Origin of the sequence: uncultured Eudoraea sp., assembly GCF_947490415.1 — a bacterium.
Taxonomy (GTDB): Bacteria; Bacteroidota; Bacteroidia; order Flavobacteriales; family Flavobacteriaceae; genus Eudoraea.
In genome coordinates, this window is sequence record NZ_CANLGX010000002.1 from 108,186 (window position 1) to 131,457 (window position 23,272).

Here is a 23,272-nt window from a genome sequence, read left to right on the forward strand (position 1 = left end):
CAAAACTCGGTGGTAATAATTTAGAAGTTTTGGTAATTAAAACCCAAGCGCTTCAATTTCCGGGGCATCTTTATTGTAATGATAGCCTCTCCAGAAAAAACCCTCCGAGCGTAGTTTCCAAACAACTTCACCATCTTCTGTGACTTCCCAAAAACCAAAATCTCCTTCGGTGATTAATCTATTCCCATTAGGTAGTGTCACTGCTCCGGAAACTTTTGGCGAATACAATTCGGGATCTGTAAAACTCCAGACTATCTCGGGTTCATTGTTCATATTGGGTAGTAATTCAAAGGTATTGGGAAATTGCAGTTCATAAACCACAGATTGTTCGGTATTGTTCATATTGTTGACAAAAATCAACATATTCTTTTTTCCTGAAACTTCAGTATCTATTAAATTAGGAAAATGGTTGTTAAAGAACAATCGATCACCCATAGAATTATTGTAAGCTAAAGGATTGCCAAAACGGTAGACCAAATCGCCACCTTTTTGATAATTCCCTCCTGCAGAAGAGGCGGCTTCAGAAGTATTTGTGCTATGATCTATGACCCAAACTTCATGAAAAAAGTTGACACTCATAAAAATCAGATCATTAACTTCATCATAGGCTATGCCGTTAGAATGCATAATATCACCGTCTTCCTGTTGTTGGGTATAATTAAAATTTATCAATTGAGGATTATCTGATATGATTCCAAAGTTTTCCTTGGTATCATCATAGTCCTGAACGAGATGGTCCCATGAATGCCATTCCCATACAATCTGATCTGTCTTAGGATCTATTTCAATAATTGCCTCAGTATAAAGGTCGCGGTTATGGACCGAACCATTTTCAATGGCTTCCTGAACGGGCATTCGTTCCCAGACCAGGGCAATTACATTGCCATTTGGCAGTAATTCCACATCATGGTGGGTAATGTAGTCTTCCGTAGAATATTCGAAGTTCCAGTCTATTGAGCCATCTCTATTAATAAACTGAATCTTTCCTCCTTTGCCTCCGTAGGTAATCAAAGGCGTATCAGCCTCAAGTATCGCAAGTAATCTGTTATCTGGCAAAAGGAAGACATCATTCCCAATATTATTACCCAATGGCCACTCAAACAATAAATTGGCATTTTTGTCAATTAGGAATGCCCTGTTACTATTAGCGTCATTAACAAGTATATAGCTATCAAAAACAAGATCTGGATTTATAAAATCTGTACTAGCGTCAAAACCTGTCGCGGTATCCTCGTCTTCTGCTGAATTTGAATCGTCTGTTGAATCCGGATCTTCCGTAGTTTCGGGTTCAATACTAAATGAGTCATCATTTTTACAAGAAAAGACGCCTAAAGTCAGAAAAATGAGCAATATAAGTGATGTAAGTTGCTTCATAAAAATAAAATGTGCTCTAATTTAAGTCATATAAATGAAAATGTGATCCTAATTAACAAAAGAAAAAGCTATAGTAAATTATTTGCATAATTTACTATAGCTTTTAAAACATAAATCTGGAAGTATTTTCGGAATAACCGAAATACTTCCAGATTATAAAATTAAATTAGTTAACACATGGCGCGGGAGCGGGTCCGTAACTACCATAAGGTCCATCAGGGGATGTAAGGTCAAAGGTATGTTCTCCCTCGAAAGATCCACTTGTATATGAAATTATCAATTCTGCTCCATCCGGAACATCAATTTCATAAATAGCTTCAAAACCCTGTCCTCCAGAAACTGTATAGTCAGTACCACTTCCATCAATTTCAAAAGTAAGGAAAGCGCCATCCCAACCGTCTCCATAGCTATCCTGTAAATTAGCTATCCAGGTTCCGCCAACAGTGGCATCCGTAATTGGGGCGCACTTTATCAAAACCACAAAATTAAATGCCTGTAGCTGTTCGGGCTGCCCTGTAATACTGGCACTAAAATTTTCAAAAGTCCAAACTTTGCCATCCTTTCCTGTAGCAGTACCCAAAAATCGAACGAAATCGCCGGCAGAAATATCTGCTGTAGTTAGTCCTAACGCTGTGGCAATTTCATCATAGGTAATGGATATATCAGTCGGAAAACTGCTTAAAGAAACCAAATCTGCAGGACCTGCTATAATATCTCCTCCGCGTTCAAGCTGAACCGTAAGGTCCCAGGAAGCTACATTACCGAGCCGATCATTGACGGTCGCGCTGAAAACAGCTTCGGGTACATCAGTAACCGGAACAATGCTCTGATAACCATTAATTCTGACATAGGCCGCTTTGTTGGCATCCCCTATATGGACGGTAAGCGGGTCTTTATCCTCATCCTCGCAGGAAATAAATGCAAGGGAAACTGCAAGTAAACCTAAAATGATTTTATTTATATTTTTCATATTTTTCATTTTTTAAAAGATATATTAATTTACAAAACCTGGAGGATTAGTATCCCAAAATACAGGGGTATCCGGATTGGCTTTCTGCTTAATGTTGGTATTATTATCAGAAGCACCCTGTGGATACCACATAGATCGTAAAAATGGACCTGGATTTTCTACAACAAAGGCAGGAGTAAGGTTATCTGGTTGTCCTGTCCTTCTGTATGTATTGTAGGCTTCCATACCATTACACCAGGAAGCAATAAACACCTGTTCTGCAATGATTCGTAATTTTCCGGTGGCATCAGCCGTATCATAAGCACTTAGGATATTTGCAATGTGGGCATCTATTATGGCAGGAGTAGCTTCAAATCCGCTACCTACCGCTAAAGAGGCGCCAAAGGCTGCTACTTTTTCTATAGACTGTCTCACACCGGCTTCCAAATAGGTCCTGGCGTCACCTGCTGTTGACAAAGTCAAGGCAGCTTCGGCCAGCATTAAATTTGTATTTGCAGCAAGGAGGAAAGGCGAAATTCCAGCGCCAGCCAGACCCTCACTTACCGCTGCAGAACCTGATACGAGCCTAAAAGAATCATCATCAAAAGGACCACCAATAGGATATACCCCATGGAGTGTACGGAAAGCGTCATCTGGTGGAATTCCGTCATCATCCAGGTGATTTCTACCCCACAAGCCATTATAACCATTAGTAGCTGGTACTAAACAGTATTGTGGAAAATCAGCCCACCAGGATGGTATACTTACATCAGTAACACATTCCTTTGTGATAACATCGGCTCCGGAATAATCACTTTGCTGTCTGTAAAAGTAATACCTGATTCGCGGATCTACATTATTGTATTGATTCGCCATTAAATCCATAAAATAGTTACAGGTGTAGAAATCGGAAGAAGGACCTGCACCATCGTAATTGGCATCAAAATAAGGATGTCTACTATCTGGAGCTGCATTATTTGTGCCCCACTGAAACTGCATGTCGTCAGCAAAATCCAATATTAACTGTCCTCCACCTACAAGGCTGTTTATTGTGGCAGCAGATTCTGCTGTATTAACAAGTCTGCTTTGTACTGCCAGTTTCAACCTCATGGTATTAGCTGCCTTTATCCATTTTTCTTCGTCACCACCGTAGAACAAGTCATTGGTAGGCAAAGCTATTTCTGATTTCTGCAAATTGCCGATAGCAGTCACTAAAAGTTGGTCTGCAGCTTCATAAATAGAAGCTCCGGAATCTACAATAGGATTGAAAATTCCTTCTTCACCTCGCGCTGCTTCAGAATAAGGAACGTCTCCAAATAAATCAACTAGGTTGGTAATCACATAAGCTTCCAGGATCTGACCTATTGCAATATGTGTAAAGCGTCCGCCTTCTTCCGCTACGGGATTCATGGTTCTTATATCTATTAAAACCCCGGAATAAGCATCATCCCAAATCTGATCAAAATCACCCGGGTCATAATTTTCCCGGTAAGTTGGCCCAAATCCGTGTTGAATACGAACCGGCTCCATCCCAAACTGTGCCAAACCATTTTCGGCACGTCCTTCGGTACCAGAATGAAGGTTTGCAACTTTAATCTGAATAGCATTCAGGAAAAAGTCAACATCTGCCTGAGCTGGGTTTAAAAAGTTTGGATCCGGTTGAACGCTAAGATCAGTGGTTTCGCATCCATTTATTAGTAACATTGATGTGGCAACAAATGCCAAACCAATAAACTTATACCTATTTCTCATAATATTCTTTATATTTTTCATTTCTTATCTATTAGAAAGTAGCTCTTACAGTTAATCCCAATCGTCTTGAAGAAGGACCGGTAAAGAAATCAATACCTTGTCCGTTACCTACACCTGTACTTGAGGAGTTCGTATCATATCTTACATTTTTTGGCATATTTACAGCTTTAAACCATAAATTTTGGCCTGAAAGTGAGAAAGATAAACTTCCAAAAAATGTATCTCTCAACCAATCTGATGGTACACTATAAGCTAAAGAAGCTTCCTGTAGTCTTATAGTAGTTCCGTCAAAAACAGATAAATTGTTTGCACCCCCTCCAAAATAAGTATTGAAGCCTAATTCTGTGGCGCTAATTGCCGTTTGATTAGGTTGGCCATCGGATTGTCTGACAGCAGGTAAAACATACTGAGATTCTCTGTCTATAGGATCGTTAGCATCAACAGTTCCCCGGCCTATCAATGCTGCTGAGGTTACTGAATATATATCTCCACCATGTCTGTATTGTAAATTAGCAGACAGTGTGAAATTTTTGAATGATACGGTAGGTATTAATGCTGCTGTCCAATCCGGGTTAGGATCACCTATTTCAGAAATAGTATTTTCAACAAGGTAGCGACCGGCATCATTAACCAAATCGTTTCCATCAGCATCTTGAAGAATTGTCGTTCCTAAAAACACACCAAATGGTCTTCCTTCTACTGCGTAGTTAGATGCTTCTCCTGCAATGCCCGAGGTTAGAAGAATATTGGCGGTACCTTCAGCCAATTTCGTAACCGTGGTTTCTATGGCAGAAAAGTTACCCGCTATATTAAATCCAACTGCGTGTTCAAATGGTTTAATAATATCAATGTTCGTGTCTATTTCAAGACCTTTAGATTGAATTTCACCAATGTTAACTGTGGTACCTGTAAAACCAGTAGAAGTATCTAGTGGGCGACTTGTGATCAAATCTGTGGTCTTCTTGTCGAAGAGACTCACATTTAAGTTCCAGATGTTAAAAAGGCGAGTGTCTATTCCTATTTCAAGTTCCGACACACGTTCAGGTTTTAGAGCAGCGTTACCCAAAGAATTGTCTACCGTATTTGAAGAAACAATATTTCCATTTAAGTCTACAAGGTTTCTTGCATTGAGTCCTAATACACTTCTTGTATTATATGGTGTAGGGAATCCTGCTGAGGAACCGTAACCAAATCGAAATTTCATATAAGAAAGTGCTTTTCCTTGCATTGAATCCCACAGGGATGTTGGAATAAAAGAAACACTGGCTCCCGGATAGAACAAGGAATTATTTCCCGATTCCAGGGTAGAAGACCAATCGTTTCTTCCAACGAGGTTCACATACATCCAGTCCTGATACCCGAATGTTAAATCCAGATATGCACCAACCAAATTTTCCTCAGCACTTTGACTTAAACTTGGATTACCGGTCCTTACAAATGAGTTTTGCGATGAAGGAGTGGTAAAGTTAAAATGCTCCAGTACACCAAAAACAAGCTGTCCTGTACTTTCAATACCATCTGATGTAAATTCATCACGTCTGGCATTTAAACCAAAGATTGCCTTAAGATTAAGGTCATCAGTAATGTTTTTATCAGCAGAAAGGATAATATCATGGTTCCAAACCGTATTCCTAATTGTACGGGTCCTTAGCAAACCTAAAGGTTGACCATCAACACCCCCTTTATTTTGGCCATAGGAATTCAATTCTGTATAGGTATCTAATCCCAATCTATAGGAAAGATTCATCCAATCGTTAATTTCATATGCAATGCCTGCATTCCCTATAAAACGGTCTGTGTCCTGACTGGTTTTAACATTATCAACAGTCCAATAAGGGTTTTGGATATCATTTCCAGATCTGTAGTATACACTTCTGCCATCAGCTGCCTGATAAGGAAGGTTGGTAAGGTCTACACTACGAGGAGTATATAAAATATCCCCGAAGACGGAACCACCATTAAAGGCGGCGCCACTACCTGTACTTGGTGCTACCGGAGGTGATCTATAACCTGTACGCACAAAGTTAAATACTCCGTTGACACTGAATTTGTTATTTAATTTGGCATTTCCACCTAAGCTGAAGTTATTTCTTAATACGCCGTTTCCGGGTGTAATCCCTTTATCTTCTGTTCTTCCATAGTTAGCATTAAAATTAACTTTTTCACTACCACCTCTAAGATTCACCGAGAGAGAGCTTACAAAACCAGTTCTGAAAAAATCCTGAACACCATTATATGGCTTATAAGGGTATTCACTGGCAAGAAGATCTTCATAACCAGCTGCCAATGTAGGATCAGCCAGGAAATTTAAAGGATGTCTAAGTAAAGCATCGCCAGAAGGATTTCCCAAAAACTGACCTGCTTGAGAGATAGCGTCATCATCCGTTCTATCGAACCTTGGACCCCAGTTACTAAAAAAGAAACCGAATCCCTGATGGAAACCACCACCGTAATTATCCTGATATTTAGGAAGGACGGCCTCCGAATAGAACATTGAAGAACTTACCGTAACTTCTGTTTTACTTGGTGCATCACCCCGAGCAGAACTTTTGGTAGTAATCAATATTACCCCGTTACGTCCTCTGTTACCATATAGTACTGTAGCACTTAGGCCTTTAAGAACACTCACTTGTTCAATAGTGTTTGGATCTATATCTAAAAACCTACTGGAGGCAGTATTGCCATCCAGGATAGATCCCTGGTTATTGGTACCTGAATCAATTGGCACACCGTCAACAACAAAAAGTGGCTGGTTAGACTGTGTTACCGAAGAATATCCCCGAATAATGATGTTAGTACCGGAACCGGAAAGACCATTACTTGCAGTAATATTAACACCCGCAACTTTACCTTGAAGAATCCTACCTAAGTCTGATTCGGGTCTTGCTGCTACTTGTTCCTCACTTACGGTTGAAACAGAATAACCCAACGACCTTTCTTCCCTTTCAATACCTTGAGCAGTTACTACAACTTCTTCAAGAGCCTGGGCATCTTCTTCCATCTGTACATTAATACTGTTACTTGCACCAACGACAATTCTTACATCTCTTTGTCCAATGTAGGAGAAGAGTAACGCCTGGCCTTCACTGGCTCTGATTGCGTAATTACCATCGAAATCGGTCTGGGTACCAGTTGTTGTACCTTCAACAAGGATGTTTACACCAGGTAACGGTAAACCTTCAAAGTCAGTAACCGTACCTGAAATCGCCTTGTCTTGCGCAAATGATAAATGCACAACAAACGCCAAAAGCAGCGTCAAGATTCCATTTAAATTTGTTCTCATTTTTTAATTATTTGAATTAGCTAACCACGAAAATCCAAATTTCATGTTAATAAACCAAACTTATTTTAATAAAACTTTAAGAAGAGAGACAGAAAAAAAACAATTCAACATCCTATTGTTAAAAATATATGTTAAAAAAATAAATAATAAAGCCTATAACTCTTAATAAAACAATAATCAAGTGAATTCTTTAGAAAAGTATTGTCAACTTGACAATTATATGGTGTGTTGAAATTAAATTTAATACTTTATATAATAAGGTATAGGGCGTAGTAAAATTAAATACTAAAAAGGCTTCTTTTCATCAATTTAACCCGCCAATAAAAGGAACTAAAAAAAATTCAGAGAAAATTGTGAGATAGCATTTGAATTATAATGAATAATTACTACATTTGCCAGCCCTTAAATGAGGGTAGTATTTATACATATATATTAGTATGCCAACAATTTCACAATTAGTACGAAAAGGAAGGGCCACAATTACCAAGAAGAGTAAATCGGCTGCTTTGGATTCGTGTCCCCAGCGAAGAGGGGTTTGTACGCGGGTTTATACCACGACACCTAAGAAACCAAATTCTGCAATGCGTAAGGTTGCAAGGGTAAGGTTAACCAATGGTAAGGAGGTAAACGCTTACATTCCCGGCGAAGGTCACAATCTCCAGGAGCACTCGATAGTATTGGTTAGAGGCGGAAGGGTGAAAGATTTGCCAGGAGTTAGATATCATATTGTCCGAGGGGCTTTAGATACAGCAGGAGTTGCTGGAAGGACCCAAAGAAGATCTAAATACGGAGCAAAACGCCCTAAAAAGTAATCTAAACTTGTAAGAAGAAGAGATGAGAAAAAGACAGGCGAAAAAAAGACCACTATTACCGGATCCAAGGTTTAATGACCAACTGGTAACACGTTTTGTGAATATGTTAATGTGGGATGGAAAGAAATCAGTTGCCTTTAAAGTTTTCTACGATGCGATGGATATCGTAGAAGAAAAGAAAACTGATGAAGAAAAATCTGCACTGGAGTTATGGAAAGAAGCTCTTTCCAATGTAATGCCACACGTAGAAGTTAGGAGTAGAAGAGTAGGTGGTGCAACATTTCAGATCCCTATGCAAATAAGACCAGATAGAAAAATTTCAACTTCTATGAAATGGCTTATAAGCTTCGCTCGAAAGCGTAATGAAAAGTCTATGGCTCAAAAATTGGCCGGAGAAGTATTGGCAGCTGCCAAAGAAGAAGGTGCTGCTGTTAAAAGAAGAGTAGATACTCATAAAATGGCGGAAGCTAATAAGGCGTTTTCCCACTTTAGATTCTGATAGATAAAATGGCAAGAGATTTAAAATATACAAGAAATATAGGTATTGCAGCGCATATTGATGCAGGTAAGACCACCACTACCGAACGTATTTTATTTTATACAGGCGTAAGTCATAAAATAGGTGAAGTGCATGATGGTGCTGCTACTATGGACTGGATGGCACAGGAGCAGGAACGTGGAATCACAATTACATCTGCTGCTACCACATGTACATGGAATTTCCCACTAAGGAACGGACAAATACTTCCTGAAACTAAACCGTACCATTTTAATATTATTGACACCCCCGGACACGTTGATTTTACTGTTGAAGTGAATCGTTCCCTGAGGGTGTTAGATGGTCTGGTTTTTCTTTTTAGCGCTGTTGATGGAGTTGAACCTCAGTCTGAAACCAACTGGAGATTAGCGGACAATTACAAAGTGCCGCGTATTGCCTTTGTAAATAAAATGGACAGACAGGGAGCCAACTTTATGATGGTTTGCAATCAGGTAAAGGAAATGTTGAAATCCAATGCTGTTCCTATTGTTTTGCCAATAGGTGATGAGGCAGATTTTAGAGGTATAGTTGACCTGGTTAAGAACCGTGCCGTAATCTGGCATGATGAAGATTTTGGCGCTACTTTTGATGTCGTTGATATTCCTGAAGAAATGAAGGAGGAAGTTCACGAACACCGCGCTGCCTTAATTGAAGCGGTTGCGGAATACGATGAAAGTTTGATGGAGAAATTCTTTGAAGATGAAGACTCTATTACAGAAGATGAGGTACATGCGGCTTTGAGAGCAGCAGTTATGGATATGAGTATTATTCCAATGGTCTGCGGTTCTTCCTTTAAGAATAAAGGAGTACAGTTTTTGTTGGATGCAGTATGTCGTTACCTTCCTTCACCAATGGATAAAGAAGGAATTATAGGGATAAATCCGGATACCGGAAAAGAAGTCTTGAGAAAACCGGATACCAATGAACCCTTTGCAGCTTTGGCATTTAAAATTGCAACGGATCCGTTTGTCGGACGTTTGGCTTTCTTCAGGGCATACTCTGGTAAATTAAATGCCGGATCGTACGTGCTTAACAATCGTTCCGGGAATAAGGAAAGGATATCCAGGATTTATCAGATGCATTCCAATAAGCAGAATGCCGTAGATTCTATAGCGGCTGGTGATATTGGTGCGGCTGTTGGTTTTAAAGATATTAAAACAGGGGATACGCTTTCTGATGAAAAACATCCAATTATTCTGGAAAGCATGAATTTTCCTGATCCTGTTATCGGGATTGCAGTAGAACCAAAGACCAAAGCTGATGTTGACAGATTGGGAATGTCATTGGCTAAATTGGCCGAAGAGGATCCGACTTTTGTCGTAAAAACGGATGAAGCTTCGGGCCAGACCATTATTTCTGGTATGGGCGAGCTACATCTTGATATTATTGTGGATCGATTAAGAAGGGAGTTTAAAGTTGATGTCAACCAGGGAAAACCTCAGGTTGAATACAAAGAAGCGATTACTCGAAGCGCTGATCACAGGGAAACCTATAAAAAGCAAACAGGAGGTCGCGGTAAATTTGCAGATATCGTATTTACAATGGAACCAAGGGAGGATGGAAAATCCGGATTGGAATTTGTAAATGTGATCAAAGGGGGTAATATTCCCAAGGAATATATTCCTTCTATAGAAAAAGGATTTAAAGAGGCTATGAAGAATGGTCCTTTAGCCGGATTTGAAATGGATAGTATGAAAATTACACTTAAGGATGGTTCTTTTCACCCTGTGGATTCTGATTCGCTATCTTTTGAACTGGCTGCTAAAATTGGATATAAAGGAGCGGCCAAGGCTGCGAGAGCGGTACTTATGGAACCCATAATGAAGTTAGAGGCACTTACGCCCGAAGAGAATATGGGAGATATTGTAGGAGACCTTAATCGCAGGAGAGGGCATGTTACTAATATGGACGATAGAGCAGGCGCTAAGGTTATAAAGGCTGAGGTACCTCTTTCGGAGATGTTTGGTTATGTAACTGCGCTTAGGACACTGTCTTCTGGTAGGGCAACTTCAACCATGGAATTTTCACATTATGCAGAAACCCCTTCTGGTTTGGCTGAAGAGGTAATAAAAGCAGCAACAGGTGTAACCGCCTAAATTTTAGTATTATGAGTCAGAAAATTAGAATAAAACTAAAATCGTACGATCATAATCTGGTAGACAAATCTGCCGAGAAGATTGTGAAAACGGTAAAATCGACTGGTGCTGTTGTTACAGGGCCAATTCCTTTACCAACACATAAAAAGATATTTACGGTTTTGCGCTCACCTCATGTGAACAAAAAATCTAGAGAGCAATTCCAGTTAAGTTCATATAAAAGACTTCTGGATATTTATAGTTCCTCATCGAAAACAATTGACGCACTAATGAAGCTGGAGCTTCCAAGTGGTGTTGAGGTGGAGATAAAAGTGTGATAGACCATTCCGTTTCGGTTTGAAACGGTTAACATGTCCGGAGCGTTTCGCAAAGGAAAAACGGCAACAAAAATATATTCGGGATCGAATTGTTTTTGATCCTGTTTTTTTTGGAGAAAAAAATAGTGTAATAGTAATTAATAATTAATAGTAATAATATGTCTGGGTTAATAGGAAAAAAAGTAGGCATGACCAGCATTTTTGACGACAACGGGAAAAATATTCCCTGCACCGTCATAGAGGCTGGACCTTGCGTAGTTACCCAAGTCAGAACCGAAGAGGTAGACGGGTACAATGCCCTTCAGCTTGGTTTCGATGACAAGGCAGAAAAGCGTGCTAATAAGGCCGAAATGGGCCATTTTAAAAAAGCAGGTTCTTCCACCAAAAAGAAAGTCGTTGAATTCCGGGATTTTGAAGGAGATTTTAAATTAGGTGAGACCGTTGGTGTCGATGTATTTGTTGAAGGCGAATTTGTTGATGTATCGGCCACATCGAAAGGGAAAGGATTCCAAGGAGTGGTAAAGAGACACGGTTTTGCAGGGGTTGGACAAGCAACTCACGGTCAGCATAACAGACTGAGAGCTCCTGGTTCAATTGGTGCTGCTTCATATCCCGCAAGAGTGTTTAAGGGAATGAAAATGGCAGGAAGAATGGGCGGTGGTAAAGTTACCGTTCAAAACCTTAGAGTTTTAAAAGTTGTTCCGGAAAAGAATCTTTTAGTTTTAAAAGGTTGTGTACCCGGTCATAAAAATGCTTACTTAACTATAGAGAAGTAATGAAGGTAGCAGTTTTAGATGTTAAAGGAAAAGAAACTGGACGAAAGGTAGACCTGTCGGACGCAGTTTATAAAATAGAACCCAACAAACATGCAATTTATTTGGATGTTAAGCAGTACATGGCTCATCAAAGGCAAGGTACCCATAGCGCTAAAGAAAGAGCGGATATAGTTGGAAGTACGAGAAAGATTAAGAAACAAAAGGGAACCGGTACCGCGCGGGCGGGAAGTATTAAATCCCCGATATTTCGTGGTGGTGGAAGGATTTTTGGGCCTAGACCAAAAGATTATAGTCAAAAACTCAATAAGAATGTTAAGAGGCTGGCGCGAAAATCTGCTTTAAGTCTTAAGGGTCAGGATGAGGCGATTATGGTTGTAGAAGACTTCAATTTTGATTCTCCAAAGACCAAAGATTTCATTCAGGTTTTGAAATCCTTAGGATTAGAAAACAAAAAGTCTTTGTTTGTGTTGGGTGATTCAAATAATAATGTATATTTGTCGTCGCGTAATTTAAAAGGTTATGAAGTCGTAACTAATTCAGAATTAAGCACTTACAAAATTCTTAATGCAAATCAAATCGTTCTTCTCGAAGGTTCTTTAGAAGGAATTGAAGCGAACTTAAATAAATAGGTTAGACATGAGTGTGTTGATAAAGCCAATTATAACGGAAAAAATGACAGCGGATAGCGAGTTGTATAATCGCTATGGTTTTGTTGTGAATCCTAAGGCCAATAAACTACAGATCAAAGATGCCGTTGAAGCGGCTTATGGCGTTTCAGTGAAAAAAGTTCGAACAATGAATTATGGACCTTCACGCAAAACCCGTTTTACAAAAACCGGGGTTCAGCACGGGAAATCTAATGCATTTAAGAAAGCCATTGTTGATGTGGAAGAAGGAGAAGTAATCGATTTTTACAGTAATCTATAAAGACACCAAATGTCAGTTAGAAAATTAAAACCGATCACTCCAGGACAGCGTTTTAAAGTAGTAAACGGGTTTGACGCCATTACTGCTGATAAGCCGGAGAAAAGCTTGCTTGCTCCGATAAAAAGGTCTGGAGGTAGAAACAGTCAAGGAAAAATGACCATACGCCATAGAGGTGGTGGGCATAAAAGAAGGTATCGAATTATTGATTTCAAACGGGATAAGCAGGACGTTGCTGCAGAAGTAAAGTCTATCCAGTATGATCCAAATAGAACCGCTTTTATTGCCTTAGTGGAATACGCAGATGGTGATAAGAGATATATTATTGCCCAAAACGGTTTACAGGTAGGACAGAAAATTTCCTCCGGAGAAAATGCAGCTCCAGAGATAGGTAATGCTCTTCCCTTAAGTAAAATTCCATTGGGAACTATTATTTCTTGTATTGAATTACGTCCTGGTCAGGGTGCGATAATGGCGAGAAGTGCTGGAACTTTTGCTCAATTAATGGCAAGAGAAGGAAAGTATGCCACTATAAAATTGCCATCTGGCGAAACAAGATTAGTACTTGCAAATTGCTTAGGTACTATTGGGGCAGTCTCAAATTCAGACCAACAGTTGATTGTTTCAGGTAAAGCTGGAAGAAGCAGATGGCTGGGCAGGAGACCAAGAACAAGACCGGTTGCTATGAACCCTGTAGATCATCCAATGGGTGGTGGTGAAGGTAGAGCCTCCGGGGGACATCCAAGATCTAAAAACGGAATTCCTGCTAAAGGGTTCAGGACTAGATCCAAGAACAAGGATACAAATAGGTATATATTAGAACGTAGAAAGAAATAAAAAGTAGAAAGAAATGGCACGTTCACTAAAAAAAGGACCATACATACATCACAGTTTGGATAAAAAAGTCCAGATGAATATAGATTCTGGTAAGAAGTCTGTAATAAAAACCTGGTCCAGGGCATCGACAATTAGTCCTGACTTCGTAGGTCAGACCATTGCAGTTCACAACGGAAGACAATTTGTTCCCGTATATGTAACTGAAAATATGGTGGGACATAAATTAGGCGAATTTTCTCCAACAAGATCTTTCCGAGGTCATGCGGGTGCAAAAAATAAAGGTAAAAAGTAAGTAAGCTATGGGAGTTCGAAAAAAACAAATGGCCGAAAGACTAAAGGCTGAAAAACAAAAAATGGCATTTGCTAAATTAAATAACTGTCCTACTTCACCAAGAAAAATGCGATTAGTTGCAGATTTGGTACGTGGAGCAGAAGTAGAAAAGGCACTTGCTATTCTTAGATTCAGTCCTAAAGAAGCCTCCCGTAGGTTAGAGAAGTTATTGCTTTCAGCAATCGCTAACTGGCAGGCAAAAAATGAAGAGGTAAATATTGAAGAAGTCGAGTTATTTGTTAAAGAAATAACAGTAGACAGCGGACGTATGTTAAAAAGATTAAGGCCGGCCCCTCAGGGCAGGGCTCATAGAATAAGAAAACGTTCCAACCATGTAACCTTGGTATTGGGATCTAACAATAATACACAAAGCTAGAATTTTTAGTATGGGACAAAAAACAAATCCAATCGGAAATCGCCTAGGAATAATAAGAGGTTGGGAATCCAACTGGTATGGAGGAAACGATTATGGCGATAAACTAGCCGAAGACGATAAGATAAGAAAGTATGTTCATGCACGTTTGGTGAAGGCTAGTGTATCCAGGGTAATAATTGAGAGAACTTTAAAGCTTATAACCGTGACCATTACAACAGCCAGACCTGGTATTATTATTGGGAAAGGTGGTCAGGAAGTGGATAAACTGAAAGAAGAGCTTAAAAAAATTACAGATAAAGAAGTACAGATTAATATTTTCGAGATAAAGAGGCCTGAAGTTGATGCAAATCTTGTAGCGGCAAGTGTGGCGCGACAGATCGAAAATAGAATTTCATACAGGAGAGCTATTAAAATGGCAATTGCGGCGGCAATGAGAATGAATGCTGAAGGAATTAAAATTCAGATAGCCGGAAGGTTGAATGGAGCGGAAATGGCAAGGTCAGAATCTTACAAAGATGGTAGAATTCCTTTATCGACATTTAGAGCCGATATAGACTATGCAATTCACGAGGCTCATACAACTTATGGTAGATTGGGTATTAAAGTTTGGATCATGAAGGGCGAAGTATTTGGAAAAAGAGAACTTTCTCCGCTAATTGGGATGTCAAAAGGACAGTCTAAAGGAAAGCAGCATGATGCAGGCAAAAAACAACGTCGCAGAAAGTAATAATTAAAGAAGAAGTTAGAGATTATGTTACAGCCAAAAAGAACGAAGTTTCGCAAAGCGCAGAAAGGACGTATGAAAGGGAATTCCGGTAGAGGAAATCAACTTTCTAATGGGATGTTCGGGATTAAATCTTTGGATTCCTGCTTTCTTACTTCCCGCCAGATAGAGGCGGCTCGTATTGCTGCGACCAGGTATATGAAAAGACAAGGGCAATTATGGATTAAAATATTCCCGGACAAGCCTATTACCAAAAAGCCTTTAGAGGTTCGTATGGGTAAAGGTAAAGGAGCCCCGGAATATTTTGTAGCCGTAGTTAAGCCGGGAAGAATAATGTTCGAGGTTGCTGGTGTGCCCATGGACATAGCTAAGGAAGCTTTAAGGCTTGCAGCACAAAAATTACCAGTAAAGACAAAATTTGTAGTGGCCAGGGATTACGAAGCGGCATAATTTTTATAATTAGGATGATGAAACAATCAGAAATAAAAGAATTATCGGTAGAAGAATTGAAGGAAAAAATGGCTCATTTTAAGAAGCAACACGCAGATCTTAAAATAGCCCACGCTGTCACTCCACTGGAAAACCCCCTTCAAATTAGGAAGGCAAGAAGAACTGTGGCGCAATTAGCTACTGAATTAACAAAAAGGGATAACCAATAATTGGTTCTGCTTTATGGAAAAAAGAAATTTAAGAAAGGAAAGAGTAGGCGTTGTAACTAGCAACAAAATGGAGAAATCTATTGTGGTTTCTGAAGTTAAGCGCGTTAAGCATCCTATGTATGGTAAGTTCGTACTGCGAACAAAAAAGTATGTTGCACATGATGAGACCAATGACTGCAATATTGGGGATACTGTTAAGATAATGGAGACACGTCCATTGAGTAGAACCAAATGTTGGAGACTGGTTGAAGTCTTAGAAAGAGCCAAATAATTATGTTACAGCAAGAATCGAGATTAAAAGTAGCAGACAATACAGGTGCCAAAGAGGTGTTAACCATACGGGTACTTGGTGGTACAAAGAGGAGATATGCATCGGTTGGTGACAAAATTGTTGTTACTGTTAAAGAGGCTACCCCAAACGGTGGTATAAAGAAAGGTACAGTTTCAACGGCCGTTGTTGTAAGAACAAAAAAAGAAGTAAGGAGACCGGATGGTTCTTATATTCGTTTTGATGATAATGCCTGTGTTTTGTTAAACCCTACGGGTGAAATGAGAGGAACCCGAGTTTTCGGACCTGTTGCCAGGGAGTTGCGTGATAAGCAATTCATGAAAATTGTTTCATTAGCTCCTGAGGTGCTTTAAAATATTGTAAGATGAAGTTAAGAATAAAAACGGGAGATACAGTTAGGATAATTGCAGGTGACCATAAAGGAACCGAAGGCAAAGTTACTGTTGTAGACCGTGAAAAGAATAAGGCGATTATAGAAGGTGCCAATATGGTATCTAAACACGAAAAACCGAGCGCACAAAACCCTCAGGGAGGAATAGTGAAAAAAGAAGCTCCTATACATTTATCTAACTTATCACTTATTGATTCCAAATCTGGTGAAACAACAAGAGTGGGCTATGAGGTAAGAGATGGTAAGAAAGTACGTTTTTCTAAAAAATCTAACGAAGTAATTTAGTTATGGCTTACGTTCCAAGATTAAAGCAAGAATATGGAGAGCGCATTGTTAAGGCTCTCAAAGAAGAATTTGGTTACAAAAATGTAATGCAAGTACCTAAGCTACAAAAAATTGTGCTCAGCAGGGGTATTGGTGCAGCAGTAGCCGATAAAAAATTGGTAGATCATGCCTTAGATGAGTTAGCCCTAATCACTGGTCAAAAGGCTATAGCAACGATTTCAAAAAAGGATGTTGCAGCTTTTAAACTCAGAAAGGGTATGCCGATAGGGGCTAAAGTCACTCTTAGAGGTGAGCGCATGTATGAATTTTTAGACAGATTAGTTACTACTGCGTTGCCAAGGGAAAGGGATTTTCAGGGAATTAGAGCTACAGGTTTTGATGGAAGAGGAAATTACAATCTTGGTATAACAGAGCAGATTATATTTCCAGAAATTAATATTGATAAGATCAATAGGATTAATGGCATGGATATCACTTTTGTAACTAGCGCTGATACAGATAAAGAAGCAAAATCATTGTTAACCGAATTGGGATTACCTTTTAAAAAGAATTAGTATGGCTAAAGAATCAATGAAAGCCCGTGAAAGAAAAAGGGCGAAGGTTGTAGCAAAATATGCGGAGAAGAGAAAGGCTTTAAAAGAAGCCGGCGACTATGAGGCTTTGCAAAAACTGCCAAAAAATGCTTCTCCTGTTCGTATGCACAATAGATGTAAACTGACAGGCAGGCCTAAAGGGTATATGAGAACTTTTGGTATTTCTCGTGTAATGTTTAGAGAAATGGCTAATCAAGGATTGATTCCCGGTGTTAAAAAAGCAAGTTGGTAACCCAATATAAAAGTTAAGAAGATGTTTACAGATCCATTAGCAGATTATTTAACAAGAATTAGAAACGCCAGTAGTGCGGGTCATCGGGTAGTTGAAATTCCGGCTTCTAATTTGAAAAAAGAGGTAACTAAAATATTATTCGATCAAGGATATATTTTGAGTTATAAATTCGAGGAGAATGAGGTACAGGGAATTATTAAAATTGCCTTAAAGTATGATAGGCTGACCAAAGAACCGGTGATTAGAAAGATTCAGCGTATAAGTACGCCAGGCCTTAGAAAATATGCCAGTTCCGGAGATATGCCAAGAGTGCTTAATGGCTTGGGAGTTGCTATTGTTTCTACTTCTCATGGAGTTATGACAAGTAAGCAGGCTAAGCGAGATAATGTTGGCGGAGAAGTTTTATGCTACGTTTATTAAGAAATAAAGAGATAGGAAAATGTCTAGAATAGGTAACAATCCAATAGAAATTCCGGAAGGAGCCACAGTTGAACTGCAGGATAATATTATTACTGTAAAGGGGAAATTGGGCGAACTAACTCAGGAATATTCATCGGTTTCCATAAAAGTTGAAGATGGTCAGGTTTGGGTAACAAGACCTTCTGAATCAAAAGAACATAAAGCCAAACACGGCCTGTACAGATCCTTGATTTCCAATATGATTTTGGGAGTGACCAATGGATGGACTAAAGAGCTTGAATTGGTGGGTGTAGGTTACCGCGCAGGTAATCAAGGTCAAAAGTTAGATTTGGCTTTGGGTTTCTCTCATAATATTGTTTTGGATTTAGCTGCTGAAGTTAAAGTTGAGACTATTTCTGAGAAGGGTAAAAACCCAATTATAAAGCTTACCTCACATGACAAACAATTGGTAGGCCAAATTGCGGCTAAAATAAGATCATTCCGCAAACCTGAACCTTACAAAGGAAAAGGTATAAAATTTGTCGGAGAACAATTAAGAAGAAAAGCAGGTAAATCCGCTTAAGAATTGAATTATGGGATTATCAAAAACTGAAAGAAGAGCGCGCATTAGAAAAAGGATAAGAAAAGTATCCATTGGCACAGCTGAGAGGCCTAGATTGTCTGTTTTTAGAAGCAACAAAGAGATTTATGCTCAAATAATTGACGATAATAATGGAACTACTTTAGCTTCCGCTTCTTCTAGGGATAAGGAACTGAGTAAGGCAAAAGGTACCAAAGTTGAGATTGCCAACCTGGTAGGTAAGGCAGTAGCTGAAAAAGCGAAGAAAGTCGGTATAGAAGCTGTTGCTTTTGATCGTGGCGGTAATTTGTATCATGGCAGAGTAAAATCATTGGCCGAAGGTGCCAGAGAGGCCGGTCTAAAATTTTAATAGGAAATATGTTCGGGAATTACAAAAATGTAGAAATTGTTAAACCGGGAGGTCTTGAACTAAAAGACAGATTGGTTGGTGTTCAAAGAGTTACTAAAGTAACTAAAGGGGGTAGAGCTTTTGGTTTTTCTGCGATCGTGGTTGTAGGTGATGAGAATGGTGTAGTAGGTCATGGTCTTGGGAAGTCTAAAGAAGTAGCTACCGCTATAGCTAAGGCTATTGAGGATGCTAAAAAGAACTTAATTAGAATACCACTGAGTAAAGGCACTTTACCGCATGAGCAAAAAGGAAAGTTTGGCGGAGCACGGGTGTTTGTTAAACCTGCTTCACATGGTACAGGAGTAATTGCCGGAGGGGCGGTTAGAGCCGTATTGGAATCAGTTGGCGTACAGGACGTTTTGTCCAAGTCTCAGGGATCCTCTAACCCGCATAATGTCGTAAAAGCTACATTTGATGCTTTACTGCAATTGAGGGATGCCAGAACTGTAGCAAAACAAAGAGGTGTTTCGTTGGAAAAAGTCTTTAAAGGATAAGTAGCAAGAGTATGGCAAAGATTAGAGTTAAGCAGGTAAGAAGTAGCATTAAAAGGCCACAAAATCAGAAAAGAACACTGGAGGCACTTGGATTGCGTAAGATTGGCCATGTTGTGGAACATGAAACCACACCCAATATTATGGGAATGATCAATAAGGTTAAACACTTAGTTTCTACGGAAGAAGCATAAAATATATTTGTAATGAATTTAGGGAATTTAAAACCAGCCAAAGGGTCTGTTCACAAAGCCGGGAAAACCATAGGCCGAGGCCAGGGTTCTGGCAAAGGAGGTACTGCAACAAGAGGACATAAAGGTGCTAAATCAAGATCCGGGTATTCCAGGAAGATTGGTTTTGAAGGAGGTCAAATGCCTTTGCAAAGACGTGTGCCCAAGTTTGGTTTTACCAACATTAACAGAAAAGATTATCAGGGTATAAATCTGAATAAACTTCAGGAGCTTGCAGATAAAGGATTGGTTAAAAAAACAGTCACTGTTAAAGATCTTGTAGATAACGGAATGGCTCATAAAAACGATTTGGTTAAGATATTAGGCGGTGGTGAACTAAAAGCGTCTCTTAAAATAACCGTACATAAATTTACTGCAACTGCGAAAGCTGCGATTGAAGCTGCTGGTGGTGAAGCAATAAATTTATAAGTAAAGAAGATTATGAAGAAATTTTTTGAGGTTATATCAAATATCTGGAAAATAGACGAACTGAGGGGCAGAATTATTGTAACCTTAGGTCTGCTGCTTGTGTATCGTTTTGGTGCTCAGGTTGTTCTTCCCGGTATTGATACTTCTCAATTAGCAGAATTATCTTCAAATACAGAACAAGGTATTTTAGGTATTTTAAATGCTTTTACCGGTGGTGCATTTGCCAATGCTTCTGTATTTGCTCTTGGTATTATGCCCTATATCTCTGCATCTATTGTAGTTCAATTAATGGGAATCGCGGTGCCTTATCTTCAAAAACTGGATAAGGAAGGTGAAAGTGGAAGAAAAACAAAAAATCAGATAACGAGATGGCTTACCATTGGTATCTGTATTGTTCAGGCTCCCGCGTACCTTTATAGTCTGAGCGCCCTGGGTGTTCCGGATAGTGCATTTCTTTTAGGTAAAGGCTTGAATTTTATCGTGCCTTCGGTAATTATTCTGGTAACAGGTTGTGTTTTTGCTATGTGGTTAGGAGAAAAAATTACAGATAAAGGAATTGGAAATGGTATTTCTCTTCTTATTATGGTAGGGATTATTGCCACTATGCCGCAATCTTTTGTTCAGGAGTTTATTTCCAGAACCGCTAATAATACTGGTGGACTGATGTTTATGCTTATAGAAATTATTCTTTGGTTTCTTGTTATTCTGGCCAGTGTTCTGTTGGTTATGGCAACGAGGAGAATACCGGTTCAATATGCAAGGAGGTCAGCCTCCGGTGGATATGAAAAAAACATTGCCGGTTCCAGACAATACATTCCCTTGAAATTGAACGCTTCAGGAGTAATGCCCATAATTTTTGCGCAGGCTATTATGTTCGCGCCGGGCTTATTAGGAAGAACTTTTAATAATACGGCAGTTGGCCAATGGATGGAAGTACAGTTCCAGGATATTTTTGGATTGGCCTATAATATTTTATTTGCATTATTGATTATAATTTTTACATATTTCTATACGGCCATTACAGTTCCAACGAATAAAATGGCCGATGATTTGAAACGCAGTGGTGGTTTTATACCAGGCATTAGACCAGGTAAAGAAACAGGAGATTTTCTTGATAAAATAATGTCATTAATTACCTTGCCGGGATCCGTTTTCCTTGCCTTATTGGCAGTTTTACCTGCCTTAGTGGTTAAGTTAATGGATATTCAGGCGGGATGGGCCTTGTTTTATGGAGGTACATCACTTTTAATTATGGTAGGGGTAGCTATTGATACTGTACAGCAAGTTAATTCTTACTTGTTGAACAGGCATTATGATGGATTGATGAAATCAGGTAAAAACCGAAAAGTTGCATAAGTTATGGCCAAACAAGCACCCATAGAACAAGACGGTAGTATTATAGAGGCTTTGTCCAATGCAATGTTTCGTGTGGAACTTGAAAACGGTCATGTAGTTACTGCTCATATTTCCGGGAAGATGCGTATGCATTATATAAAATTGTTACCCGGAGATAAAGTAAAACTGGAAATGAGCCCATACGATTTAACAAAGGCTAGAATTACATATAGATACTAACAAAGACGAAATGAAAGTTAGAGCATCCATAAAGAAAAGAAGTGCTGACTGCAAAATAGTACGCAGAAAAGGCACATTGTACGTAATTAATAAAAAGAATCCTAGATTCAAACAAAGACAAGGGTAATTATGGCAAGAATTGCAGGTGTAGATATACCAAAACAAAAAAGAGGTGTCATAGCACTTACCTATATTTTTGGTATCGGTAAAAGCAGGGCACAGGAGATATTAGAGAAAGCTCAGGTAAATCTGGATAGCAAAGTATCAGACTGGAACGATGATGAAATTGGTCGTATTCGTGATGCTGTTTCCTCCTATAAAATAGAAGGGGAACTTCGTTCTGAAAATCAGTTGAATATTAAGCGTCTGATGGATATTGGCTGTTACAGGGGAATCCGCCACAGATCTGGACTTCCACTTAGAGGACAGAGAACCAAGAATAATTCCAGGACCAGGAAAGGGAAAAGAAAAACGGTTGCAAATAAGAAAAAAGCAACTAAATAAATAGCATAATATGGCAAAGACAAGTACCAAAGCAGCTAAAAAGCGCAAGGTAATCGTTGAATCGGTTGGTGAAGCCCATGTAACGGCTTCCTTTAATAATATAATAATTTCTTTGACCAACAAAAAAGGCGATGTTATTTCATGGTCTTCTGCTGGTAAGATGGGATTTAGAGGTTCCAAAAAGAATACTCCTTATGCCGCTCAGGTGGCCGCTGAAGAATGCTGTAAAGTAGCTCATGAAGCGGGATTGAGAAAGGTGAAAGTTTATGTAAAAGGACCGGGTAACGGAAGAGAATCTGCAATTCGTTCTATTCACAATGCCGGTATTGAAGTTACCGAGATTGTGGATGTAACACCATTACCCCATAACGGTTGTAGACCACCTAAAAGAAGAAGAGTTTAATTAAGTAACATATTTATAAAAGGTTAATTCACAGGAAGTGCAATTACGATTATCGAAGGATAAGCCTTAATTCATAATCACATTTCCAAATTAAAAGAAGATGGCAAGATATACAGGACCTAAATCAAAGATCGCACGTAAATTCGGCGAAGCAATTTTCGGAGACGACAAAGCCTTCGAGAAAAAGAACTATCCCCCGGGACAACACGGTAATAACAGACGTCGAGGTAAAAAATCCGAGTATGCTATCCAGTTGATGGAAAAGCAGAAAGCAAAATATACCTATGGAATATTGGAGAGACAATTCAGGAACCTCTTTGCAAAAGCTAACAGGAGTAAAGGCGTAACTGGTGAAGTACTGCTCCAATTATGTGAAGCACGTCTTGATAATGTAGTTTACAGGATGGGGATTGCAAATTCCAGAAGAGGTGCAAGACAACTAGTTTCCCACAGGCACATTACTGTTAATGGTGAATTGGTAAATATTCCTTCTTATTCCTTAAAAGCTGGTGATGTCGTAGGGGTTAGAGAAAAATCAAAATCACTTCAGGCCATACAAGATGCACTTTCTGCAAATAGCAGTGTGTATGAATGGATGACATGGAACAATGATAAAATGGAAGGGAATTTTGTTTCCATTCCAGAAAGAATTCAGATTCCGGAGAATATCAAAGAACAATTAATCGTGGAGTTATACTCTAAATAAAAACAACA

The 23,272-nt window shown here is 39.2% G+C and carries 34 protein-coding genes; 30 read left to right on the forward strand and 4 right to left on the reverse strand.

Annotated features, from left to right (window positions below; all coding sequences use genetic code 11):
• Window positions 1-36 precede the first annotated feature (36 nt).
• The 4 genes from Q0874_RS05360 to Q0874_RS05375 all read right to left on the reverse strand — a co-directional run bounded on the left by Q0874_RS05360 (window position 37) and on the right by Q0874_RS05375 (window position 7,358).
• Window positions 37-1,374: an aryl-sulfate sulfotransferase gene (locus Q0874_RS05360; RefSeq protein WP_299160384.1), complete on the reverse strand. Its 1,338-nt coding sequence runs from the start codon at window positions 1,372-1,374 to the stop codon at window positions 37-39.
• A gap of 166 nt (window positions 1,375-1,540) precedes the next feature.
• Entirely contained in the window at window positions 1,541-2,344 is an 804-nt protein-coding gene (locus Q0874_RS05365; RefSeq protein ID WP_299160386.1) for a hypothetical protein, read from the reverse strand.
• A gap of 24 nt (window positions 2,345-2,368) precedes the next feature.
• On the reverse strand, window positions 2,369-4,096 hold the full coding sequence (locus Q0874_RS05370) for a SusD/RagB family nutrient-binding outer membrane lipoprotein (protein WP_299160388.1): 1,728 nt from the start codon (window positions 4,094-4,096) through the stop codon (window positions 2,369-2,371).
• Window positions 4,097-4,106: 10 nt separating this feature from the next.
• Window positions 4,107-7,358, reverse strand: a complete 3,252-nt coding sequence (locus tag Q0874_RS05375) for a SusC/RagA family TonB-linked outer membrane protein (protein ID WP_299160390.1) — start codon at window positions 7,356-7,358, stop codon at window positions 4,107-4,109.
• 437 nt (window positions 7,359-7,795) lie between these two features.
• Here Q0874_RS05375 and rpsL point away from each other — a divergent pair, with 437 nt between their 5' ends.
• The 30 genes from rpsL (at window position 7,796) to rpsD (ending at window position 23,264) form a co-directional block, all read left to right on the forward strand.
• A complete protein-coding gene (gene rpsL, locus Q0874_RS05380) occupies window positions 7,796-8,170 on the forward strand; it encodes a 30S ribosomal protein S12 (RefSeq protein WP_013305196.1) in 375 nt (124 codons plus the stop codon).
• A 22-nt stretch (window positions 8,171-8,192) separates the two neighbouring features.
• The gene (rpsG, locus tag Q0874_RS05385; RefSeq protein WP_299160393.1) at window positions 8,193-8,669 is read left to right on the forward strand and encodes a 30S ribosomal protein S7; all 477 of its coding nucleotides are present in this window, start codon (window positions 8,193-8,195) and stop codon (window positions 8,667-8,669) included.
• A gap of 8 nt (window positions 8,670-8,677) precedes the next feature.
• Window positions 8,678-10,804 carry an elongation factor G gene (gene fusA / locus Q0874_RS05390; protein WP_299160395.1) on the forward strand — a complete coding sequence of 709 codons (2,127 nt, stop codon included), beginning with the start codon at window positions 8,678-8,680 and terminating at the stop codon, window positions 10,802-10,804.
• 11 nt (window positions 10,805-10,815) lie between these two features.
• On the forward strand, window positions 10,816-11,121 hold the full coding sequence (rpsJ, locus tag Q0874_RS05395) for a 30S ribosomal protein S10 (RefSeq protein ID WP_010181931.1): 306 nt from the start codon (window positions 10,816-10,818) through the stop codon (window positions 11,119-11,121).
• Between the two features lie 158 nt (window positions 11,122-11,279).
• Window positions 11,280-11,897 (forward strand): 50S ribosomal protein L3, encoded by a 618-nt coding sequence (rplC, locus tag Q0874_RS05400; RefSeq protein ID WP_299160398.1) that lies wholly within the window; start codon window positions 11,280-11,282, stop codon window positions 11,895-11,897.
• Window positions 11,897-12,526 carry a 50S ribosomal protein L4 gene (gene rplD / locus Q0874_RS05405; RefSeq protein WP_299160400.1) on the forward strand — a complete coding sequence of 210 codons (630 nt, stop codon included), beginning with the start codon at window positions 11,897-11,899 and terminating at the stop codon, window positions 12,524-12,526. The genes rplC and rplD overlap by 1 nt, the downstream gene beginning before the upstream one ends.
• 7 nt (window positions 12,527-12,533) lie before the next feature.
• The gene (gene rplW / locus Q0874_RS05410) at window positions 12,534-12,824 is read left to right on the forward strand and encodes a 50S ribosomal protein L23 (RefSeq protein ID WP_019668206.1); all 291 of its coding nucleotides are present in this window, start codon (window positions 12,534-12,536) and stop codon (window positions 12,822-12,824) included.
• Window positions 12,825-12,833: 9 nt separating this feature from the next.
• Window positions 12,834-13,658, forward strand: a complete 825-nt coding sequence (gene rplB / locus Q0874_RS05415) for a 50S ribosomal protein L2 (RefSeq protein ID WP_299160404.1) — start codon at window positions 12,834-12,836, stop codon at window positions 13,656-13,658.
• Window positions 13,659-13,671: 13 nt separating this feature from the next.
• The gene (rpsS, locus tag Q0874_RS05420) at window positions 13,672-13,950 is read left to right on the forward strand and encodes a 30S ribosomal protein S19 (protein ID WP_299160406.1); all 279 of its coding nucleotides are present in this window, start codon (window positions 13,672-13,674) and stop codon (window positions 13,948-13,950) included.
• Window positions 13,951-13,957: 7 nt separating this feature from the next.
• Entirely contained in the window at window positions 13,958-14,365 is a 408-nt protein-coding gene (gene rplV / locus Q0874_RS05425) for a 50S ribosomal protein L22 (RefSeq protein WP_299160408.1), read from the forward strand.
• Between the two features lie 10 nt (window positions 14,366-14,375).
• Entirely contained in the window at window positions 14,376-15,092 is a 717-nt protein-coding gene (gene rpsC, locus Q0874_RS05430; protein ID WP_299160410.1) for a 30S ribosomal protein S3, read from the forward strand.
• A 24-nt stretch (window positions 15,093-15,116) separates the two neighbouring features.
• Window positions 15,117-15,539: a 50S ribosomal protein L16 gene (gene rplP / locus Q0874_RS05435; RefSeq protein WP_299160412.1), complete on the forward strand. Its 423-nt coding sequence runs from the start codon at window positions 15,117-15,119 to the stop codon at window positions 15,537-15,539.
• Window positions 15,540-15,556: 17 nt separating this feature from the next.
• A complete protein-coding gene (rpmC, locus tag Q0874_RS05440) occupies window positions 15,557-15,748 on the forward strand; it encodes a 50S ribosomal protein L29 (protein WP_299160415.1) in 192 nt (63 codons plus the stop codon).
• Window positions 15,749-15,761: 13 nt separating this feature from the next.
• Window positions 15,762-16,019: a 30S ribosomal protein S17 gene (gene rpsQ, locus Q0874_RS05445; RefSeq protein ID WP_299160418.1), complete on the forward strand. Its 258-nt coding sequence runs from the start codon at window positions 15,762-15,764 to the stop codon at window positions 16,017-16,019.
• Window positions 16,020-16,021: 2 nt separating this feature from the next.
• Entirely contained in the window at window positions 16,022-16,390 is a 369-nt protein-coding gene (gene rplN, locus Q0874_RS05450) for a 50S ribosomal protein L14 (protein ID WP_299160421.1), read from the forward strand.
• A gap of 11 nt (window positions 16,391-16,401) precedes the next feature.
• Window positions 16,402-16,713, forward strand: a complete 312-nt coding sequence (gene rplX, locus Q0874_RS05455) for a 50S ribosomal protein L24 (protein ID WP_299160424.1) — start codon at window positions 16,402-16,404, stop codon at window positions 16,711-16,713.
• A gap of 2 nt (window positions 16,714-16,715) precedes the next feature.
• Window positions 16,716-17,267, forward strand: coding sequence for a 50S ribosomal protein L5 (gene rplE / locus Q0874_RS05460; protein WP_299160427.1), 552 nt, complete (start codon window positions 16,716-16,718; stop codon window positions 17,265-17,267).
• 1 nt (window position 17,268) lies between these two features.
• On the forward strand, window positions 17,269-17,538 hold the full coding sequence (rpsN, locus tag Q0874_RS05465) for a 30S ribosomal protein S14 (protein WP_299160430.1): 270 nt from the start codon (window positions 17,269-17,271) through the stop codon (window positions 17,536-17,538).
• Window positions 17,539-17,559: 21 nt separating this feature from the next.
• The gene (rpsH, locus tag Q0874_RS05470) at window positions 17,560-17,958 is read left to right on the forward strand and encodes a 30S ribosomal protein S8 (RefSeq protein ID WP_299160433.1); all 399 of its coding nucleotides are present in this window, start codon (window positions 17,560-17,562) and stop codon (window positions 17,956-17,958) included.
• 19 nt (window positions 17,959-17,977) lie between these two features.
• Window positions 17,978-18,520: a 50S ribosomal protein L6 gene (gene rplF / locus Q0874_RS05475; protein WP_299160436.1), complete on the forward strand. Its 543-nt coding sequence runs from the start codon at window positions 17,978-17,980 to the stop codon at window positions 18,518-18,520.
• A 10-nt stretch (window positions 18,521-18,530) separates the two neighbouring features.
• Window positions 18,531-18,887, forward strand: coding sequence for a 50S ribosomal protein L18 (rplR, locus tag Q0874_RS05480; RefSeq protein WP_299160439.1), 357 nt, complete (start codon window positions 18,531-18,533; stop codon window positions 18,885-18,887).
• An 8-nt stretch (window positions 18,888-18,895) separates the two neighbouring features.
• Window positions 18,896-19,420: a 30S ribosomal protein S5 gene (rpsE, locus tag Q0874_RS05485; protein ID WP_299160442.1), complete on the forward strand. Its 525-nt coding sequence runs from the start codon at window positions 18,896-18,898 to the stop codon at window positions 19,418-19,420.
• An 11-nt stretch (window positions 19,421-19,431) separates the two neighbouring features.
• On the forward strand, window positions 19,432-19,611 hold the full coding sequence (gene rpmD, locus Q0874_RS05490) for a 50S ribosomal protein L30 (RefSeq protein WP_299160445.1): 180 nt from the start codon (window positions 19,432-19,434) through the stop codon (window positions 19,609-19,611).
• A 12-nt stretch (window positions 19,612-19,623) separates the two neighbouring features.
• The gene (gene rplO, locus Q0874_RS05495) at window positions 19,624-20,076 is read left to right on the forward strand and encodes a 50S ribosomal protein L15 (protein ID WP_299160446.1); all 453 of its coding nucleotides are present in this window, start codon (window positions 19,624-19,626) and stop codon (window positions 20,074-20,076) included.
• 12 nt (window positions 20,077-20,088) lie between these two features.
• Window positions 20,089-21,432 carry a preprotein translocase subunit SecY gene (gene secY, locus Q0874_RS05500; RefSeq protein WP_299160448.1) on the forward strand — a complete coding sequence of 448 codons (1,344 nt, stop codon included), beginning with the start codon at window positions 20,089-20,091 and terminating at the stop codon, window positions 21,430-21,432.
• 3 nt (window positions 21,433-21,435) lie between these two features.
• Entirely contained in the window at window positions 21,436-21,651 is a 216-nt protein-coding gene (gene infA, locus Q0874_RS05505) for a translation initiation factor IF-1 (protein ID WP_015753973.1), read from the forward strand.
• A gap of 10 nt (window positions 21,652-21,661) precedes the next feature.
• Window positions 21,662-21,778: a type B 50S ribosomal protein L36 gene (ykgO, locus tag Q0874_RS05510; RefSeq protein ID WP_122514977.1), complete on the forward strand. Its 117-nt coding sequence runs from the start codon at window positions 21,662-21,664 to the stop codon at window positions 21,776-21,778.
• A gap of 2 nt (window positions 21,779-21,780) precedes the next feature.
• Window positions 21,781-22,155: a 30S ribosomal protein S13 gene (gene rpsM, locus Q0874_RS05515; protein WP_299160449.1), complete on the forward strand. Its 375-nt coding sequence runs from the start codon at window positions 21,781-21,783 to the stop codon at window positions 22,153-22,155.
• A 10-nt stretch (window positions 22,156-22,165) separates the two neighbouring features.
• On the forward strand, window positions 22,166-22,558 hold the full coding sequence (rpsK, locus tag Q0874_RS05520; protein WP_299160450.1) for a 30S ribosomal protein S11: 393 nt from the start codon (window positions 22,166-22,168) through the stop codon (window positions 22,556-22,558).
• Between the two features lie 100 nt (window positions 22,559-22,658).
• Entirely contained in the window at window positions 22,659-23,264 is a 606-nt protein-coding gene (gene rpsD, locus Q0874_RS05525; RefSeq protein ID WP_299160451.1) for a 30S ribosomal protein S4, read from the forward strand.
• Window positions 23,265-23,272 lie beyond the last annotated feature (8 nt).